General features: G+C 35.7%; 23 protein-coding genes. 9 read left to right on the forward strand and 14 right to left on the reverse strand.

Annotation, left to right across the window (positions count from 1 at the left end; translation table 11 throughout):
• Window positions 1-281: 281 nt before the first annotated feature.
• Both putP and RCJ96_RS08665 read left to right on the forward strand, forming a co-directional pair.
• Window positions 282-1,760: a sodium/proline symporter PutP gene (gene putP / locus RCJ96_RS08660; RefSeq protein WP_074609817.1), complete on the forward strand. Its 1,479-nt coding sequence runs from the start codon at window positions 282-284 to the stop codon at window positions 1,758-1,760.
• Between the two features lie 270 nt (window positions 1,761-2,030).
• Window positions 2,031-2,495, forward strand: coding sequence for an Ig-like domain-containing protein (locus tag RCJ96_RS08665; RefSeq protein ID WP_446699758.1), 465 nt, complete (start codon window positions 2,031-2,033; stop codon window positions 2,493-2,495).
• Here the strand turns inward: RCJ96_RS08665 and RCJ96_RS08670 are convergent.
• Window positions 2,408-2,806, reverse strand: a complete 399-nt coding sequence (locus RCJ96_RS08670) for a PH domain-containing protein (protein WP_446699759.1) — start codon at window positions 2,804-2,806, stop codon at window positions 2,408-2,410. The two genes, RCJ96_RS08665 and RCJ96_RS08670, sit on opposite strands and share 88 nt — an antisense overlap.
• 76 nt (window positions 2,807-2,882) lie before the next feature.
• The gene (locus RCJ96_RS08675) at window positions 2,883-3,794 is read right to left on the reverse strand and encodes a DMT family transporter (RefSeq protein WP_074609821.1); all 912 of its coding nucleotides are present in this window, start codon (window positions 3,792-3,794) and stop codon (window positions 2,883-2,885) included.
• 203 nt (window positions 3,795-3,997) lie between these two features.
• Here RCJ96_RS08675 and RCJ96_RS08680 point away from each other — a divergent pair, with 203 nt between their 5' ends.
• The 6 genes from RCJ96_RS08680 to exsF all read left to right on the forward strand — a co-directional run bounded on the left by RCJ96_RS08680 (window position 3,998) and on the right by exsF (window position 9,217).
• Window positions 3,998-4,729, forward strand: a complete 732-nt coding sequence (locus RCJ96_RS08680) for an alpha/beta hydrolase (protein ID WP_001076848.1) — start codon at window positions 3,998-4,000, stop codon at window positions 4,727-4,729.
• Between the two features lie 92 nt (window positions 4,730-4,821).
• Window positions 4,822-5,340, forward strand: a complete 519-nt coding sequence (locus RCJ96_RS08685; protein ID WP_000765876.1) for a YjcG family protein — start codon at window positions 4,822-4,824, stop codon at window positions 5,338-5,340.
• A 1-nt stretch (window position 5,341) separates the two neighbouring features.
• Window positions 5,342-5,764, forward strand: coding sequence for a GNAT family N-acetyltransferase (locus tag RCJ96_RS08690; RefSeq protein WP_074609823.1), 423 nt, complete (start codon window positions 5,342-5,344; stop codon window positions 5,762-5,764).
• A 99-nt stretch (window positions 5,765-5,863) separates the two neighbouring features.
• Complete coding sequence (locus RCJ96_RS08695) at window positions 5,864-7,930, forward strand: ATP-dependent helicase (protein WP_000191172.1); 2,067 nt, start codon at window positions 5,864-5,866, stop codon at window positions 7,928-7,930.
• A 142-nt stretch (window positions 7,931-8,072) separates the two neighbouring features.
• Entirely contained in the window at window positions 8,073-8,546 is a 474-nt protein-coding gene (cotY, locus tag RCJ96_RS08700) for a spore coat protein CotY (protein WP_446699760.1), read from the forward strand.
• Window positions 8,547-8,713: 167 nt separating this feature from the next.
• The gene (gene exsF / locus RCJ96_RS08705) at window positions 8,714-9,217 is read left to right on the forward strand and encodes an exosporium protein ExsF (RefSeq protein ID WP_000492942.1); all 504 of its coding nucleotides are present in this window, start codon (window positions 8,714-8,716) and stop codon (window positions 9,215-9,217) included.
• 76 nt (window positions 9,218-9,293) lie between these two features.
• On the opposite strand, the gene RCJ96_RS08710 is transcribed toward exsF, so the two are convergent.
• Together RCJ96_RS08710 and RCJ96_RS08715 are read right to left on the reverse strand one after the other, a co-directional pair.
• Window positions 9,294-9,479, reverse strand: coding sequence for a hypothetical protein (locus tag RCJ96_RS08710; RefSeq protein ID WP_002194706.1), 186 nt, complete (start codon window positions 9,477-9,479; stop codon window positions 9,294-9,296).
• A gap of 101 nt (window positions 9,480-9,580) precedes the next feature.
• Window positions 9,581-9,940, reverse strand: a complete 360-nt coding sequence (locus tag RCJ96_RS08715) for a DUF1360 domain-containing protein (protein WP_000899662.1) — start codon at window positions 9,938-9,940, stop codon at window positions 9,581-9,583.
• Window positions 9,941-10,065: 125 nt separating this feature from the next.
• Here RCJ96_RS08715 and exsY point away from each other — a divergent pair, with 125 nt between their 5' ends.
• A complete protein-coding gene (exsY, locus tag RCJ96_RS08720) occupies window positions 10,066-10,524 on the forward strand; it encodes an exosporium assembly protein ExsY (protein ID WP_029437865.1) in 459 nt (152 codons plus the stop codon).
• A 61-nt stretch (window positions 10,525-10,585) separates the two neighbouring features.
• Here exsY and RCJ96_RS08725 read toward each other — a convergent pair whose 3' ends face one another.
• The 10 genes from RCJ96_RS08725 to RCJ96_RS08770 all read right to left on the reverse strand — a co-directional run bounded on the left by RCJ96_RS08725 (window position 10,586) and on the right by RCJ96_RS08770 (window position 18,612).
• Entirely contained in the window at window positions 10,586-11,119 is a 534-nt protein-coding gene (locus RCJ96_RS08725; RefSeq protein WP_074609826.1) for a spore coat CotO family protein, read from the reverse strand.
• A 140-nt stretch (window positions 11,120-11,259) separates the two neighbouring features.
• The gene (fabI, locus tag RCJ96_RS08730) at window positions 11,260-12,030 is read right to left on the reverse strand and encodes an enoyl-ACP reductase FabI (protein ID WP_000421886.1); all 771 of its coding nucleotides are present in this window, start codon (window positions 12,028-12,030) and stop codon (window positions 11,260-11,262) included.
• Between the two features lie 108 nt (window positions 12,031-12,138).
• Window positions 12,139-12,993, reverse strand: coding sequence for a dTDP-4-dehydrorhamnose reductase (gene rfbD, locus RCJ96_RS08735; protein WP_074609828.1), 855 nt, complete (start codon window positions 12,991-12,993; stop codon window positions 12,139-12,141).
• 11 nt (window positions 12,994-13,004) lie between these two features.
• On the reverse strand, window positions 13,005-13,973 hold the full coding sequence (gene rfbB / locus RCJ96_RS08740; RefSeq protein ID WP_001024148.1) for a dTDP-glucose 4,6-dehydratase: 969 nt from the start codon (window positions 13,971-13,973) through the stop codon (window positions 13,005-13,007).
• A 15-nt stretch (window positions 13,974-13,988) separates the two neighbouring features.
• Window positions 13,989-14,534 (reverse strand): dTDP-4-dehydrorhamnose 3,5-epimerase, encoded by a 546-nt coding sequence (gene rfbC, locus RCJ96_RS08745; protein ID WP_000864162.1) that lies wholly within the window; start codon window positions 14,532-14,534, stop codon window positions 13,989-13,991.
• Window positions 14,535-14,542: 8 nt separating this feature from the next.
• Complete coding sequence (locus RCJ96_RS08750) at window positions 14,543-15,280, reverse strand: sugar phosphate nucleotidyltransferase (protein ID WP_074609829.1); 738 nt, start codon at window positions 15,278-15,280, stop codon at window positions 14,543-14,545.
• 14 nt (window positions 15,281-15,294) lie between these two features.
• Complete coding sequence (locus RCJ96_RS08755; RefSeq protein ID WP_000651513.1) at window positions 15,295-15,975, reverse strand: glycosyltransferase family protein; 681 nt, start codon at window positions 15,973-15,975, stop codon at window positions 15,295-15,297.
• Between the two features lie 12 nt (window positions 15,976-15,987).
• On the reverse strand, window positions 15,988-16,674 hold the full coding sequence (locus tag RCJ96_RS08760) for a glycosyltransferase family protein (RefSeq protein WP_074609831.1): 687 nt from the start codon (window positions 16,672-16,674) through the stop codon (window positions 15,988-15,990).
• On the reverse strand, window positions 16,671-17,360 hold the full coding sequence (locus RCJ96_RS08765) for a class I SAM-dependent methyltransferase (protein WP_074609832.1): 690 nt from the start codon (window positions 17,358-17,360) through the stop codon (window positions 16,671-16,673). Before RCJ96_RS08765 ends, RCJ96_RS08760 begins: the two co-directional genes overlap by 4 nt.
• Before the next feature lie 151 nt (window positions 17,361-17,511).
• Window positions 17,512-18,612, reverse strand: coding sequence for a glycosyltransferase (locus RCJ96_RS08770; RefSeq protein WP_074609834.1), 1,101 nt, complete (start codon window positions 18,610-18,612; stop codon window positions 17,512-17,514).
• Window positions 18,613-18,634: the final 22 nt, after the last annotated feature.

Raw genomic sequence — 18,634 nt, forward strand, 5'->3', positions numbered from 1 at the left:
CCTAACTTTTTTCACAAGTCAATACTTTTTAAAAAATTTTATTTTTCTCTCCTTTCAATATTATATTGACAAAACAACCTCTTTTTATGTAAATATAATAAATACTCTATTAAAAATAAGGTTTTTTGTATGAATATTATATATTAAAAAAGTAAAATGACATCAAAAAACGCTTACATTTCTGAAAATTCATATTTCTATATGGATTTTTCAGAATAATCATGATAGATTATAAATATGCATAACGCATCAAAAGACATGACAAAAGGAAGGGGAACTACATGAGTACGCAGATGTTAACTTTAACTTCTATCTCTATTTACATGCTCGGGATGTTAGTAATTGGCTATTTTGCCTATAAACGAACGTCCAACTTAACAGATTATATGCTTGGCGGGCGTACACTAGGCCCCGCAGTAACGGCATTAAGTGCTGGAGCATCCGATATGAGTGGTTGGCTTTTAATGGGCTTACCCGGTGCAATGTTTAGCGTTGGATTAAGTAGTAGTTGGATTGCGATCGGCCTAACACTAGGCGCATACGCAAACTGGCTATATGTCGCTCCTCGCTTACGTACCTACTCAGAAATTGCAAACAACTCTATTACTATCCCAGAATTTTTGGAACATCGCTTCCAAGACAAATCCCATATGCTACGCTTAGTATCTGGACTTGTTATTATGATTTTCTTTACTTTTTATGTAGCTTCAGGATTAGTTTCAGGCGCTGTATTATTTGAAAATTCATTTGGTATGAACTACCATGTTGGATTATTCATTGTTGCAGGCGTTGTTGTAGCTTACACGTTATTTGGTGGTTTCTTAGCAGTAAGTTGGACAGACTTCGTGCAAGGAATCATTATGGTGATTGCTCTTATTCTTGTTCCTACTGTTACAATTATGAATGTAAATGGGCTTGGTCCAGCATTTAGCACAATTAAATCAATTGATCCAACATTATTAGACATTTTTAAAGGCACTTCTGTATTAGGTATTATTTCATTATTCGCATGGGGCCTTGGTTATGTTGGACAACCACATATTATCGTACGCTTTATGGCGATTTCTTCTGTAAAAGAAATTAAAAGTGCAAGACGAATTGGTATGAGCTGGATGATTTTCTCTGTTGTCGGAGCTATGTTTACTGGTCTTATCGGTATTGCATACTACTCAGACAAAGGATTAAAACTATCCAATCCAGAGACAATTTTCCTTGAACTGGGAAAAATTTTATTCCACCCACTTATTACTGGATTTTTATTAGCCGCTATTTTAGCAGCGATTATGAGTACAATCTCATCTCAGTTACTCGTGACTTCTAGTGCCATAACTGAAGACTTATATCGTACTTTCTTTAAACGTTCTGCTTCTGATAAAGAGCTTGTATTTGTCGGCCGTATGGCTGTACTTGTTATTGCATTAGTTGGATGTACATTAGCGTTTAAACAAAATGATACGATTTTAGCTCTTGTTGGATACGCTTGGGCTGGATTTGGCTCTTCATTCGGACCTGCTATTTTATTAAGCTTATATTGGAAACGTATGACGAAGTGGGGCGCACTTGCTGGTATGATTTCTGGTGCCGCTACAGTCATTATTTGGACTCAATTCAAATTCTTAAAAGAATCCTTATATGAAATGATTCCTGGTTTCACTATTAGTTTACTAGTAATCGTAATTGTTAGTTTACTAACACAGCCTTCAAAAGAAATTGAAGAGCAATTTGAGGATTTCGAAAAACAACATAGTGATAATCTATAAAGGAAAAGCTCTGCTGTTATGATAGCAGAGCTTTCTTTTTATCCCGCTATTTGTTGGCAATAAGACTCACACCTCAAAATTCGGCGAATATGAAGGAGTTAGGTGGGAAATAACTGCCCGATTGGTAAGAACTAATTAAATTTGCAATTTATCAATGTTCGACAATCTTCTGCTCGAATTTAACAATTTCTTTATGTTTCATTAAATTAAACGTAACACTACTCCTTTATAGTAGTACTATCAGCACTTATACAGAAAGGGGACTCCAACATGTTAGCAGCTTTCCAGCAACAACAAACACGAAAGTTTTCACCTATCACCAATACTTCTGCGTCTTGTTTGAACATACAACCTAATCCACCTAAAATTTCAATTGCTCCTTCTGTTATTTCAGTCATCGGTGTTCATATGGAAAAAAATAAGTTGAAAATAAGAACTGGCCAAAGCACTGAGTTATCCGCCACTGTTTTGCCAGTACAAGCAACCAATAACGAACTTATTTGGACAAATATGAATGCTGATGTTATCACACTGTATCCAAAAGGTGATACAGTAACGATTACTGGAAAAAGTGCCGGAAGAGCAGTCGTAATTGTCACAACTGCTGAAGGAAAGTTCCGTGACCTATGTATCATTCATGTACAACCTTATATGACAAATCCAAAGTATGTATTTTTACTTGTAACGAGATTGATGAATTGCTCTTTATCTTTAGGAGAAATAATTTCTGTTTGATGTGATCCATAAATAATTTCAAGTCGATCAAATGATAAGGCATAAGCTGCTATTGGATTTTTCGTATTTGAAATTTGTTTTATATCTCGTATAAATATGCGCTTGTTAACGGAACCTGATCTAATAGTAATTGTTTCTTCTCCGACAATATATTTTGTTGAAAACCAACTCCAAATAAATACTATGGCTAACGGAATTGTAAAAAATAAAAGAAAATATTCTCTCCCTGCAAATATAGGAGCAAAACACGCTCCCATGACAACGAAAAAAATCGGATATAACCATGTATCTTTTTTTGATGGAAACTCCATTTCCCTTCCCCTTCTACGCCCGTATTTCTATAAAACAAAAAGAGAAGTATCACAACCTCTCTTTTCTCTCTTAACATTATAATTCCTGTGTATAAACAGGCTCGTTTACGACATTTTTTGCTGTTCGTTTTTGTTGCTGCAATAAGAAAACAGATACACCAAACAATACGAGCATGCTACCGATCATTTGCATTGCATTTAATCTTTCCCCAAGTAAGAAAAACGCTAGTATAGATGCTCCAACTGGTTCCCCTAAAATACTCATCGAAATTGTTGTTGCATTTACGTAGTTTAATAACCAATTATTAATGACGTGTGACACTGTCGGCACGACCGCAAGTAAAAGAAAGACGGTCCAATCCCACTTTGTATAACCTGTAAAAGGCACTTGCAACACTATATTATAAATCCCCATAAAAATACCTGCGAATGCAAAAACAGTAAAGCTATAAATCCAATGTGATACTTTCTTTACTGTCGTTTGCCCGATAAATAAATAACCGACAACTGCTATTACACTTAAAAAGGATAATATATCTCCATAAATTGCTTGTTCACTTAGTCCTAAATCTCCCCAACCGATACACACTACACCTAGTATCGCAATTGCCATTGTCGCAATGGCTGAGTATGTTGTTCTTTCTTTAAACAAGAAAAAACCTCCAACTAAAGATACGATTGGTTGAAGCGCTAAAATAATCGTCGAACTCGCAACTGTTGTATGCTTTAAAGATTCAAACCATAAAAGAAAATGAAGTGCTAAAAAGAAACCAGATCCAATTAAAAATCCCCAATCTTTTATTTGAATCTTACTAAACTCTTCCCGTTTTTTCCAAACGATAGGCAGCATAAGAAGTACGATAATCCATAATCGATACATACTTAATATGGAAGATGGTGCTGAGGACATCTTTACAAAAACTGCTGCGAATGAAATGGCTATAATGGAAATGGCTAATGGTAGTGCGATTGACCTTTCTTGTTTCAAATTCCGTCTCCCCTCTCACCTGTCAAAAATCCCACTTCATTATATCCGTTTTCTTTCCTAACTTAAATACTAATTTTTTAGATTCTTCGTACCATTATGGTAAAATAGAAACGAAAGCACCTATTAGTGAATATTTCTTTCTTTTTCACTACAAGCGTCGCTCTTACAATCATTACAGTAAATTTTTATTTAGGGGGATCTACATGAATCAAACAATTGGGAGAATTGAAGAGATTTCATTTTATAGTGCATCACTTCAAGAAGATGTTACACTTCTCGTTTACTTACCGGTAAATTACACACCACTGCACAAACATACAGTTGTCATTGCACAAGATGGCAGAGATTATTTTCAGCTTGGGAAAGCACACCGTGTAATTGAGCGCCTTCGTGAAACTGAAGAAATTGACCGTACAATTATTGTCGGTATTCCATATAAAAATGTACACGATCGTAAAGAAAAATATTTCCCAAATGAAGTAAAAAACGCTGCGTATATTCGTTTCCTTGCTCATGAACTTGCACCATATATCGATGAAAATTATCCAACGTACCAAATGGGAAAAGGTCGTGTGCTAATTGGTGATTCTCTCGGCGGAACAGTTTCCTTTATGACTGCACTTATGTATCCGCATACATTCGGTAAAGTTGTTATGCAATCACCTTTTGTGGATGAAACAGTAATGAACTTAGCAAAAGACTTCAAAAATCCGGAGGCGCTAGAGCTTTATCACGTTATTGGGACAGAAGAAACAGCTGTAAAGCGCACTGATGGACAAGTATCTGATTTCGTAGGGCCGAACCGTGAGCTTAATACCCTTCTGACAGATAGAAATTTCATCACACATTACGAAGAGTTTGAAGGCAATCATACGTGGAAATATTGGCAAACTGATTTACCGAAAGCTTTCTCTCATATGCTATCAATGAAATAATAGAGAGCAGTATTCAGAATAATTTGATATAATAGAGTAAGAGAGTTATTTTCTCAAAATCTAACTAGACTTACAAAGGGAGGAATTGGAACATGAAATTAGGCATTGTAATTTTTCCATCTAAAATGATTCAAGATAAAGCGAACGGATTGCGTAAACGTTATGATCCACACTACGCATTAGTTCCGCCACATATTACATTGAAAACACCCTTTGAGACGCAAGATGAACAATTAGAATCGATTGTAAACGAGTTACATACAATCGCAAGTAAAACGAACCCTTTCACCCTTCATGTTGGAAAAGTTGGTTCATTCGCACCTGTTAATAATGTTATTTATTTTAAAGTAGAAAAAACACCTGAACTTACTTTCTTAAATGAGGAAATGCATAGCGGATTCTTTACACAAGAACGCGAATACGCTTTTGTACCTCATTTAACAATTGGGCAAGGCTTATCAGATGCAGAGCATGCTGATGTACTAGGTCGATTACGTATGAAAGATTTCTATTACGAACAACCAATCGACCGTTTCCACCTACTATATCAATTAGAAAATGGAACATGGACTGTACACGAAACATTCCGCCTTGGAAAGGGGAACAACTAATTTGCATGCACAGATCGTACAAACGGACGAACAACTAAGAGATGCATTCTCTGTACGTAAGCAAGTATTTGTGAAGGAACAGCAAGTTTCTGCTGAAGAAGAGTATGATGAGTTTGAAGAAACTTCCATACACGTTGTTATATATGATAATGATGTTCCCGTTGGTGCTGGGCGTTTTCGCACCGTTGATGGAATAGGAAAAATGGAACGCATTTGCGTACTAGCTTCCCATCGTAAAAAAGGCATTGGAAAAATTGTTATGGATGCACTTGAAGCATATGCGAAGGAAAACTCGCTACCAAAATTGAAGCTGCATGCTCAAACACATGCTGAAGATTTCTATAAGAAACTTGGATATGTAACGAATTCTGATGTATTTATGGAAGCAAATATTCCTCACATCGTTATGACAAAAGAATTGTAATTTGAAAACAGGAGGTATCCCCTCCTGTTTTTTACATTGCTATTTTCTTTTTCTTCCGCTAAAGTTAAATGTTGATGCTATAGTTTTGAAGGTGAATATATGACACAAGAAAAATTTTCACAAAAATCATTAACGCACGCTGATATTCCACGTGCAACATATCATATTCCGAAAACATCTACCCATTTAATTATGGAAGAAGATGCAGATGCAGCGTATTTCCGCGCTCTCGAACAGCAAAATGTATTTTTAAACGAAAAACAATTAGAAGCCGTACGAACGACAGAAGGTCCTGTTCTTACACTGGCTGGTGCCGGAAGCGGGAAAACATCTGTTTTAACAACTCGCGTCGGTTATTTAGTAAATGTAAAACAAGTTCATCCGAGAAATATTTTATTACTTACATTTACACAAAAAGCAGCTGAAGAAATCCGAAATCGTGTAGCGAATTTACCAGGTATGAATCATGCTGCAAGTAGCTACGTTGTTGCCGGTACGTTCCACTCTGTCTTTTTAAAATTGCTTCGTAGTCAAGGATATAATCAGCAAATTTTAGCAAACGAAAAACATAAACAAATTATGATAAAGAAAATTTTAAAAGAATTGCGTTTAAAAGACGATTATGATGCTGAAACGATGCTCGCGATGATTTCACTTGAGAAAAACAAATTAAATCGTCCGAAAGATGTAAAAGCAAAAACACCCGTTGAACAAGAATTTAAAGAAGTATACGAGCGTTTTGAAGAAGTGAAACAACGATATAATTATATTGATTTCGATGACATCTTATTAGAAACATATTATATGTTAGAAAATAACGCTCCTTTGCTTACCCAATTACAACAACGTTTCCACTATATTGAAGTAGATGAGTTCCAAGATACATCGTATGCTCAATATGAAATTGTAAAATTGTTAGCTTCGCCAAGAAATAATTTATTTATCGCAGGTGATGACGATCAAGCTATATACGGTTGGCGAGGAGCAAGTCACCAAATTATTTTATCTTTTCCAAAAGAATTTGATAACACTACGATTATCGCCCTTAATACGAATTATCGATCCAATCCTTTTATTGTCGGACTTGGAAATGAAGTTATCAAACTAAATCAAGAACGGTTTGATAAAGAGCTATATTCTGTTCGTGAAGAAGGTGTACAACCTTTTTATGCAAGACCGGCTACGACTCTTGATGAAGCAAATCAAATTTTGCAGCTCATTCAAGAAAAAGTAGATAGTGGTGAACGAAATTATAAAGATTTTTGTTTGCTGTATCGCACACATTCTGTAAGCCGTTCGTTACTTGATCAGCTTACCATTCATAAAATCCCGTTTATTAAGCACGGTGCGAGTCAGTCATTTTATGAACATTCTTTAATTAAGCCTGTATTGGATCATTTACGACTAGTAATTGAACCATTTCGATTAGAATCACTTTCAAACATATTGCCAACGATGTATATCGGGCGTGATGATTGTATTTCATTTATTGAACGTGAACAATGGAAATATGGTGAAGGCCGTTTCCCTTCTCTTCTTCATTTCTTATTATTAAATCCGAACTTAAAACCTTTTCAAGTGAAAAAGGTAAATGAGCGTATCGATTTTATTAAATTTATAAAAGAATTAGAACCGAAAAAAGCATTAAAAGAAATTATTCATGGCAAAGGAAAGTATTTAGAGTACTTACAAAGTAACGATCGTTCATCCTTTACGATGCATAAAGATATACAAGAAGAAATGTTAGAAGAATTAATGGAGTCAGCAAATCGTTTCACCGACATTCCAGCTTATTTACAATTTATTGATGAAGCAATTCAAGGGCAAAAAGAAATGGAAGCATTAAAAACAATGCCGCAAAAAGATGCTGTTTCACTTATGTCTATTCATAACGCAAAGGGCCTTGAATTTCCATGTGTCTTTTTACTTGGAGCGAGCGATGGTATTCTGCCCCATACTTCTTCTTTAAAAGATGCAAATGATCGTGTTACAGAGACTTCTGAAGCTTTAGAAGAAGAACGCCGACTACTTTATGTCGCAATTACACGTGCAAAAGAAGAATTGTACATTTCCTCTCCACAATTTTTCAGAGGAAAAAAATTAGATATATCTCGTTTTTTGTACACTGTACGAAAGGATTTACCTGAAAAGACATCCACTAAATAAGGATGTCTTTTTTTATATTGCATTATGTACATCCCTCCTATATAAATTCCCTGTTTTCATCATGATAATTAACGTAATATCAACCATATCTCATTCATATTGTAATAGTGTATGTCAGAACTCACGAGAAGGAGTGAACATAATGAGCTGCAATTGTAACGAAGACCATCATCATCATCACGATTGTGATTTCAACTGTGTATCAAATGTCGTTCGTTTTATACATGAATTACAAGAATGTGCAACCACAACATGTGGATCTGGTTGCGAAGTTCCATTTTTAGGAGCACATAATAGTGCATCCGTAGCAAATACGCGTCCTTTTATTTTATACACAAAAGCTGGAGCACCTTTTGAAGCATTTGCACCTTCTGCAAACCTTACTAGCTGCCGCTCTCCAATTTTCCGTGTCGAGAGTATAGATGATGATGATTGCGCTGTATTGCGTGTATTAAGTGTAGTATTAGGTGATACTTCTCCTGTACCACCTACCGACGATCCAATCTGTACATTCCTAGCTGTACCAAATGCAAGATTAATATCGACTAACACTTGTCTTACTGTTGATTTAAGTTGCTTCTGTGCTATTCAATGCTTGCGTGATGTTACGATTTAAAACTAAATAATGAGTTAAGCATGGATTGGGTGGCAGATAATTCTGCCACCCAATCCATGCTTAACGAGTATTATTATGTAAATTTCTTAAAATTGGGAACTTGTCTAGAACATAGAACCTGTCCTTTTCATTAACTGAAAGTAGAAACAGATAAAGGAGTGAAAAACATGTTCTCTTCTGATTGCGAATTTACGAAAATTGATTGCGAGGCGAAACCAGCTAGTACACTACCTGCCTTCGGTTTTGCTTTCAACGCGTCTGCACCTCAGTTCGCTTCATTATTTACACCACTACTATTACCTAGCGTAAGCCCAAACCCAAATATTACTGTTCCTGTAATAAACGATACAGTAAGTGTCGGAGATGGCATCCGAATTCTACGAGCTGGTATTTATCAAATCAGTTATACATTAACAATTAGTCTTGATAACGTACCTACTGCACCAGAAGCTGGTCGTTTCTTCTTATCATTAAATACACCAGCAAACATTATTCCTGGATCAGGTACAGCGGTTCGTTCTAACGTTATTGGTACTGGTGAAGTAGATGTATCCAGTGGTGTTATTCTTATTAACTTAAATCCTGGTGACTTAATTCAAATTGTACCAGTCGAGTTAATTGGAACTGTAGACATCCGTGCTGCAGCATTAACAGTTGCACAAATTAGCTAGTAAAAAGCGGTATTTCTCCTTTGAAATACCGCTTTTTATATGTATAATAAAAAACACTCACAGTAGCATGAGTGTTTCATTCTTCATAGTGTTTTATTGTGTTCTTTTTTTTCCCACAATTACATCCCTTTTTCTTCACAAACCCTTGTTGTTGCAATTGTTCTTGATATGCCTGTTGTTGTGCATAGTGCTGTTGCTGTATGTTATACCATTGCTGCAGGTCATATGAATTTTGCCTTGGATTATTGCTCACAGCAAACATCTCCTCTACTGTCAATTCTGTCTATTTACTATATGAACAACTCTTTATTTCCGTTCCCTCATTCTTTTAAACTCCGCTTTTTCTCGTATTATGGAAATATATTATTCTCCCATAAAATATCCTGTAATCGTTTCAATGATTGCTGCTGCTCCTGCAATAGCTAATAATGCAAGTAACGGCTCTGCAACGATCGGAATCCAATTATATAAAACTAATAAAAAAGCACTAACCCATACACCTGTACACCAATAACAGCTTAACAATTCGCCAATCCACTTTCTTAATCCTTTACCTTTTACTTTTGTAAAAGTTGATACACTTCCATCCGGTTCTGTAATCTCTAATTCATCAATAAATGGTCTTCGCAAAAAAGCTGTAATTTTATCATACACAATTAAACGGGTGAGCCTAAAAGCCGCTAACGCGAAAATAAAAAATAAAAGCCAACTTGTAAACAGCATAATTCCACCTTCCCTTATCTTCTTTCGCCTATTTAAAAAAAAAGGTCTTGAGATTGTGACCAAATCTCCTCGACTCCAATATCTTATTAATGTAAATACAAACAAGAAGATAAGGAGTGACATTAATGAGTTGTAACGAAAATAAACACCATGGCTCTTCTCATTGTGTAGTTGACGTTGTAAAATTCATCAATGAATTACAAGATTGTTCTACAACAACGTGTGGATCTGGTTGTGAAATTCCATTTTTAGGTGCACACAATACTGCATCAGTAGCAAATACACGCCCTTTTATTTTATACACAAAAACTGGAGAACCTTTTGAAGCATTTGCACCATCATCAAGCCTTACTAGCTGCCGCTCTCCAATTTTCCGTGTGGAAAGCGTAGATGATGATAGCTGTGCTGTGCTACGTGTATTAAGTGTAGTATTAGGTGACGGTACTCCGGTACCACCTGGTGACGATCCAATTTGTACGTTTTTAGCTGTACCAAATGCAAGACTAGTATCGACATCTACTTGCATTACTGTAGATTTAAGCTGTTTCTGTGCGATTCAATGCTTACGCGACGTTACTATCTAATAAAGTGAAGTAAACTAAAAAACTATTGGGGTGGTAGAAAGTTTCTACCACCTTTACATATTTAAAAGCCGGCCATACTAATTGATTGGATTTCATCTATAGACAACTTAATATCTCGCATACTATTTGGCGGCATAATCGCTACAATTCCATTACGATACGATATGATTGATCCGACATATGAGAGGGTAGCTGTTTTTATTCTGCACCTTACTTTCGGAATATAGTGAGGGCGATTTAACAAAAAATGAATCTTCTCTTCATTATTCATATCCTTAAATGATTTATTATACGGAACAGTTCTCACTGGCTCTTGCTGTTCTTGTACTTGTTCCTCTTCTTCTATTTTCCCTTCCACTTGCTGCTCCTCTTGTTGTTCCTGTTCTTGTTCTATTACCTCTTCCACAGCACTACTTACAACATTTTCATCTCTATTACTTTCCTCTTTTCGATCCTCATTTTCAAAGTTTGTTAAGATAATTCTTTTTATTTTCGGTGCAGCAAGTTCCAAACTTACTTGCGCAATATATAACAACGGTTTTCCAACTGTTGAACTTTTATTTTTATTCTTCACACTCGTCCCTCCCACTTCCATACGTAGCTGAATAAATCGTGTACTATTATAGTTATATTCATAACGTGGTAAGAACTTTCGTTAAAAATCGTTCTTTCTAAGAACAAATAAAAAGGACAATCTCAACATGTAGAGATTGTCCTTTAAAATTAATATTATATTTATCCTAAGATATGATACCCTGAATCAACGTGAATGTTTTCTCCTGTTACGCCGCGTGCTAAATCACTGAATAAGAATACTGCTGTATCCCCAACTTCTTCTTGCGTTGTTGTACGACGAAGTGGTGCGCGCTCCTCAATTTCTCTTAAGATTGAGTTAAAGTCGCCTACACCTTTGGCAGATAACGTACGAATTGGACCTGCAGAAATAGCGTTAACGCGAATGCCGTGTTGGCCTAAATCATTTGCTAAATATTTCACGCTCGCTTCTAATGAAGCTTTCGCCACACCCATAACGTTATAGTTTTTCACAACGCGCTCGCCGCCAAGATATGTTAACGTTAAAATATTTCCGCCTTCTGTCATTACTTTCTTCGCTTCTCTTGCTACAGCTGTTAAAGAGAATGCACTAATATTTTGTGCAAGTAAAAATCCATCGCGAGAAGTATCTACAAATTCACCTTTTAAGTCGTCACGATTTGCAAAAGCAATACAGTGTGCAACACCGTGAATTGTACCAACTTCTTGCTTGATTGTTTCAAAACAAGCTGTAAGTTCTTCATCATTTGTTACATCACAAGGTAATACAAGCGATTCTTGTCCTTCTAATGTATCCGCTAATTCACGAACATTTCTCTCTAAACGTTCTCCTGCATATGTGAAGATTAATTTTGCACCTGCATTATGCAAAGAGCGAGCAATTCCCCATGCAATACTTCTTTGGTTCGCAACGCCCATAACAACAAATGTTTTCCCTTGTAATAGTTCCATGATATATCCTCCCAGAAATACTTATACTTGTTATTAGTACCTGATACTATAATTATAGTAACATAAAACCTCTTAAAGGCAAACAAAAAAGTCATTAACTTAAAATTGTTAATGACTTTTGGTTTCTATAAAAAAACGCTCTAATCCTTCTTCCCAAGAAGGCATTTGCAAAAAACCATTTAATCGTAGCATGTTATGTTGGAAAATAGAATATTTCGGCCTTGCTGCTGCAGCCCCAAATTCTTCGGTTGAAACAGGTAACACATTCACCTTCATATTTGCATACGAAAATATTTTCTTTGCAAATTCAAACCAAGAACATGATCCTGTATTGGATACGTGATACGTACCGTATAAAGAAGTATGAATGAGCTTATTAATCATCACATTTAAATCCGCCACATACGTAGGAGAACCGATTTGATCCGCTACAACAGATATTTCTTCTCTTTCTTTCCCTAATCGTATCATCGTTTTCACAAAATTATTTCCATACTTACCATATAACCACGATGTACGAACGATAAAGTATTTATTATGTAACTCTTTGACGAACTGCTCTCCCGCATATTTAGAAGCCCCGTATATATTGATCGGCGCCGGATTATGAAATTCATCGTACCCCTCCGGTCTGTCGCCTTGAAATACATAATCGGTACTAATATAAACTAACTTCGCCCCAACTAATTGTGAAGCAACTGCTACATTTCGAGCTCCTATTGCATTTATTCTATACGCAAGATCTCGTTCTTTCTCAGCATGATCAACCTTCGTATACGCTGCACAATGAATAATGATATGTGGCCTTATTTCTTTTACTACTTGCTGCACTTTGGATATATTTGTTATATCTAGTAACTTTTTATCAAATGGATATATGTCATATTCTTCAGGATTTAACTCTTCTTGTAGTTGCTTTCCTAATTGACCATTTGCTCCTGTTATGATAATCCGTTCTTTCATTTATATACCCCTTACTTTTTTAATGGTTTCCACCATTCCTCATTCTTCTCATACCATTGCACCGTTTCTTGTAACCCTTGCTCAAACGTATACTTCGGTTCCCAATCAAATTCATTCTTCATTTTCTCTGCATCAATCGCATAACGGCGGTCGTGTCCTAAACGATCTGTCACATATTCAATATCCTTTTCCGTTTTTCCTAAGAGAGTAATAATTTGTTCCACAACATCTATATTTGTTTTTTCATTATTTCCACCTATATTATATACTTCTCCTATACGTCCCTTATGCAAAACAACGTCAATCGCACGACAATGATCCGTTACATGTAGCCAATCTCTTACATTTAATCCATCCCCATATAACGGTAATTTTTTTCCTTCGAGCGCATTCGTAACCATTAACGGAATTAATTTTTCAGGATATTGATACGGCCCATAGTTATTGGAACAACGCGTTACGATAACTGGTAATTGATATGTTTTATAATAAGATAAAGCTATCATATCGGCGCTCGCTTTGCTTGAAGAATATGGACTATTTGGAGCTAACGGTGTTTCCTCGGTAAATCGCCCTGTTTTTCCTAAAGATCCATACACCTCATCCGTTGATACTTGCACGAGTTTAATATGCGGATATTTTTTTACTAATTCTAATAAGGTGACTGTCCCAATTACATTTGTATCATAAAAAGGGATCGGATTTTCAATACTACGGTCCACATGTGATTCAGCTGCGAAATTGACGATGACTTGCACATCACGTTCCTGAATAACATGCTCCAGCAGCTCTCCATTTTGAATTTCCCCTTTTACAAAATAGTAATTCGGATGATCTTGAATAGACTTTACATTATTTAGATTTCCACTATATGTTAATGCATCGAAATTAATAATTTTATATGTTTCATAGCTTTGTAACATATAATGCACAAAATTACTTCCAATAAATCCAGCTCCACCTGTTACTAATATATTCATAAACAACTCTCCTACTCAAAAGCTATCTTCACATTCCTGAAGTAATGGTAATATTCGATCTTTATCAGACAAAATAGGACTTGTTACCGGCCATGGAATTGCTAATTCTTTATCGTTCCAAAGTACCCCTGAGTCATGATCGGCACTATAATACTCATCTACTTTATACATAACAATCGTATGCGGGACAAGTGTACAAAAACCGTGCGCAAATCCTTTTGGTACTAATAATTGCCGATGATTATCTGCGCTTAAAATATATCCTCTCCACTGTTTAAACGTTGGTGAATCTTTTCGCAAATCTACGATAACGTCATAGATTGCTCCTTGCATAACTTGAATAAGTTTCGTTTGTGCTTTCGGATTTTTTTGAAAGTGTAATCCGCGAATCGTTCCCGCTTCCGCTGAATACGAAACATTATCCTGTACAAATGAATGCGTAACCCCTAATGTTTCTAGCACCTTCTTATTATAACTTTCAGTAAAAAAGCCACGATCATCTCCAAATAACCTCGGTTCCAACAATTTTGCGTCGGTAAAGTTTGTTTCTATAACTTTCATATTCTCACCTATTCTCCGTTAAACTGTTTACCAAAGTTTATATCCCGCGCTAACGTATTCGCCCTTTGAAGAGAAACATGAGTTCCTGCATCAGTCCACCAGCCGCTCATTTCATTATAAGTAAGTACCCCTCGTTTTAAATACCAATTATTGATATCTGTAATTTCAAGTTCTCCCCTTGCGGAAGGTTTTAATTCTTTTATATAAGAAAAGACTTTCGAATCATACAAATAAATTCCTGTAACTGCATAGGAACTTTTCGGCTCTTTCGGCTTTTCTTCAATTTCAATTATTTTTCGGTTTTGAATATTTGCCACGCCAAATCTCTCCGGATCATCTACAGATTGCAGCAGTACTTTCGCACCTTCTTTTTGATTTGTAAACTCTTCAACGTACGGACGAATGTCATCTGAAAAGATATTATCCCCTAATATAACTACCATGCGATCATTCCCAACAAAATCTTCACAAAGCCCTAATGCTTGTGCAATTCCGCCAGCTTTATCTTGCACACGATAAGTGAAAGACACGCCAAACTCTTGACCGCTTCCTAAAAAACTAACAACATCTCCCATATGCTCTTTACCTGTAATAATCATAATATCTGTGATTTCACATTGTTTTAGCTTATATACCGCATGATAAATCATTGGATATCGTCCAACAGGAAGCAAATGTTTATTCGTTACTTTTGTTATGGGATATAATCTCGACCCAGTTCCACCTGCTAAAATAATTCCTTTCACCCTGCATCTCTCCCTTATGATGGAGATAGTATATCTTTGTAATGTTCTACAAACACTTTTCGATCCTTCTCATATGTATCCGCATCAAACTCATCCCCGTTGTAGTGAATACACCATAAATTTGCTTGATTAGGGATACCAATTAAATAACCTGCCTTTTGAAACTCTAAAGACTGCGACACATCATAAAAGTGGAATCCTTGAAATAAGTCTTCTCGCCACGGGATATCATACTGTGTGGCCATTAATAATCCATCAATTGCCTGAACTGACATAAATGATTGATTCCCATAAAAGAGCTGATCTAAATTTAATAGTTGGTAATTCTGTCTTCTATACTCAATCACTTTCCCTACTAAATTTTTCCCTTCCCACCATATCCCATTGCTCGGTAAAAACTGAGCACCAGCTACTCCAATTAAACCAAGTTTTTCGTTATCTTTAAAAAGAGAAATAAGTGTATAAAACATCTCACGATTAATAAGATAAGTATCTTGATGTATATAAACCTTATACTTCGCGGGATATGAAAGTGCTCGGTTATATGCACTTGCCATACTTTTCGCATCTCGTATCGGAAAAATTTGTACAACATAACCAGGGGGAACAAAAAGGTTTCTTATCTGTCTCTCGCACTGTTCAAATAACTCTTCATTGTTTATACAAACAACGACTAATATTGTATGATCTTTCATTTTGTAGCCCCTCTATTCGTCTTGATTTACATCTGACATATAGTGCTCCACAAATATCTTTCTATACTTGTCATAGTTGGTCATATTCACATCAATATGATAGTGAATGCACCAAGCATCACGCTGTACAGGAACCCCAACTGTATAGCCAGCTTTTCTAAATTCAAATGATTGGGACACATCATAATAGTCAAACCCATCAAACAAGTCTTCTCGCCACGGAATATCGTATTGCGTTGCCATCAATAAACCATCAATACATTCCACAGGCATAAATGTTTTTGACTCATGGTACGGCTGTTCTTGACTTGCCATATAAAATAAATCATTCATATAACCAATTACCTTTCCAACAACTCCTTTTCCTTCGTTCCATATCCCGTTTGGAGGAACGTATTGTGCTCCAATCATTCCTATCATCCCAAGATGTTCATGTTCGTTAAATAATTGCAGTAGTCCATGTAAAAATGCTACATTCATAATAAAAACATCTTGGTGTATATACACTTTATATTTCGCTGGATGCGAAATCGCTTGATTATATCCGCTCGTCATACTTTTCGCATTCCGAATTGGCATAAACTGTACAACATATCCTGGTGGCACTGCCAATCTCAATATATGTCGTACACACTGTGCATACATTTTCGAATCATTTATACATGTAACAAATAATATCGTTTTCTCAGCAGCGCTCATAACGATGATTTTTCTGCTTCAATAATATACTGAAATACGACCGTCTCAGCCATGAAGCCACTTCCAAGACGATATTTTTTACAAACTCCATATAACTCCTCAATTAACGGTTCATACATTTTATGATCAATATATACACGATCTACTTTACTAATAGAATATCCTGCTTTTAAAAACATTCGAAGCATTTCATTAAATGTAAAGAAACGAATATGCGTTTTATCTAATAAACCATATTCTGTATACGTCCAATTTCCAGCAAGTAACGGTGCTAATACTGAAATGTGAGCAACGTTTGGTATACTTGCTAAAATCACACCATTTTCTTTTATATATGGCTTTACTTTTTCTATTACAGCCCAAGGATCAAATAAATGCTCTAATACATCCCCAAATATAACGCAATCAAATTGTTCCTCCTCGTACGGCATATCCATTGTTTCTATATCACCTAAAACAACATGATCTAGTTTTTCCTTTGCTTGTTCTGCCGCCTCTGGGAATGCCTCAATTCCTGATACACGTGTGCCATTTTCTTTTATGGCAGCTCCCAATGCACCACTCGAGCAACCGATATCAAGAACTTCTTTCCATTCCTTTTTTATATGCTTTAATAAATTCGGATTCACTGCATTATAATAATGCCCAGACTTTTCTTCGTATAAAGAATTTTTTGGGGAATTCATTTTACACACTCCTTATGCAAATTGAATTTAAAATATAAATCTCATCTAAAATCTATAGATATAACCAGTACTAGTTACATTGCCAATACTTTACTATATAGCCAATCTATTAGAGTTAGAATCGCGATGAGCCATTTCTAAAAAAAGCTGCCTATAACGATTTATATTGTTTATCAAAAACACTCCGAAAATATTTGCGGTTATATTCGATTGCAGCATTATTTGGAACATAAGCAGCTGCTAATTCGTTGTAATAATAAGCTTTGTCTTGCTCTCCTAACTTGCTATAACAAATACACATTTGTAAATAGGGAAGCCATGTGTAGCTCGCTGGACTATGAAATGGACTCTCCGTGGCCATTGGTACTTCCGTTGCAAGTTTAAACCAAAATATCGCTTCATTATATTTTTGTTGTTCCATATATATATATCCTATTCTTGTACAATTCTCTCCTCTAGGAATAGCATACCGAAACGACTTCACACAAGATTCAACTGCCTTTTCCCATAATCCAAGCTTTGCATAGCAATCTCCTAATTTACCACATGCATAAATTTTCTCTTCATACCATCCTTCGTCTTGATTAAGAAATGTTTCATATAGAAGAACTGCATCATCATATTTTTGGTTATCCATACATTCATTTGCGTAATAAAATAAATCTCTCGGACTCAATTCTTCTCCAGCTGCTACAGCATCTTGAAAAATTTTCAAATTACGATTTGTTACCTTTTTTTCTTTTTTATGTGTAATAGCAACATTACTACTAAAAGTTTCACCAGAAATAGCTAAATATTCATGGACCTTTCCAAACCATTGAAATTGTTTTTCACGCTTTACAAGTCGATTTCTTTTTGTACAATATAAAGGTTTCCCGTTAGAATCCATTGCAAGATGATAAGGCATCGAAACAGCATCAATTTTAGGATCCAATTCTCTTTTTAACAGTTTCAATGCTTCTTGAGCATCTTCTAATAATACGTCATCTGCATCTAGCCACAATATATACTCTTGCGTCGCTTTTGAAAAAGAAAAATTTCTAGCTGCCGCAAAATCATTAATCCATGGAAAGTCATATATGTTAGAGGTATATTGAGCTACAATTTCTTTCGTTCGATCAACGGAACCTGTATCAACAACTATAATTTCATCCACAATTTTCTCTACGGTGTCTAAACAACGGGCTATGGTCTCTTCCTCATCTCGAACAATCATACACAAACTAATTGTAATTCCTTGCTTGTTCAACATAATCACCCTCTTCCAAATCAAT

This window comes from Bacillus sp. BSL6, from assembly GCF_052928345.1.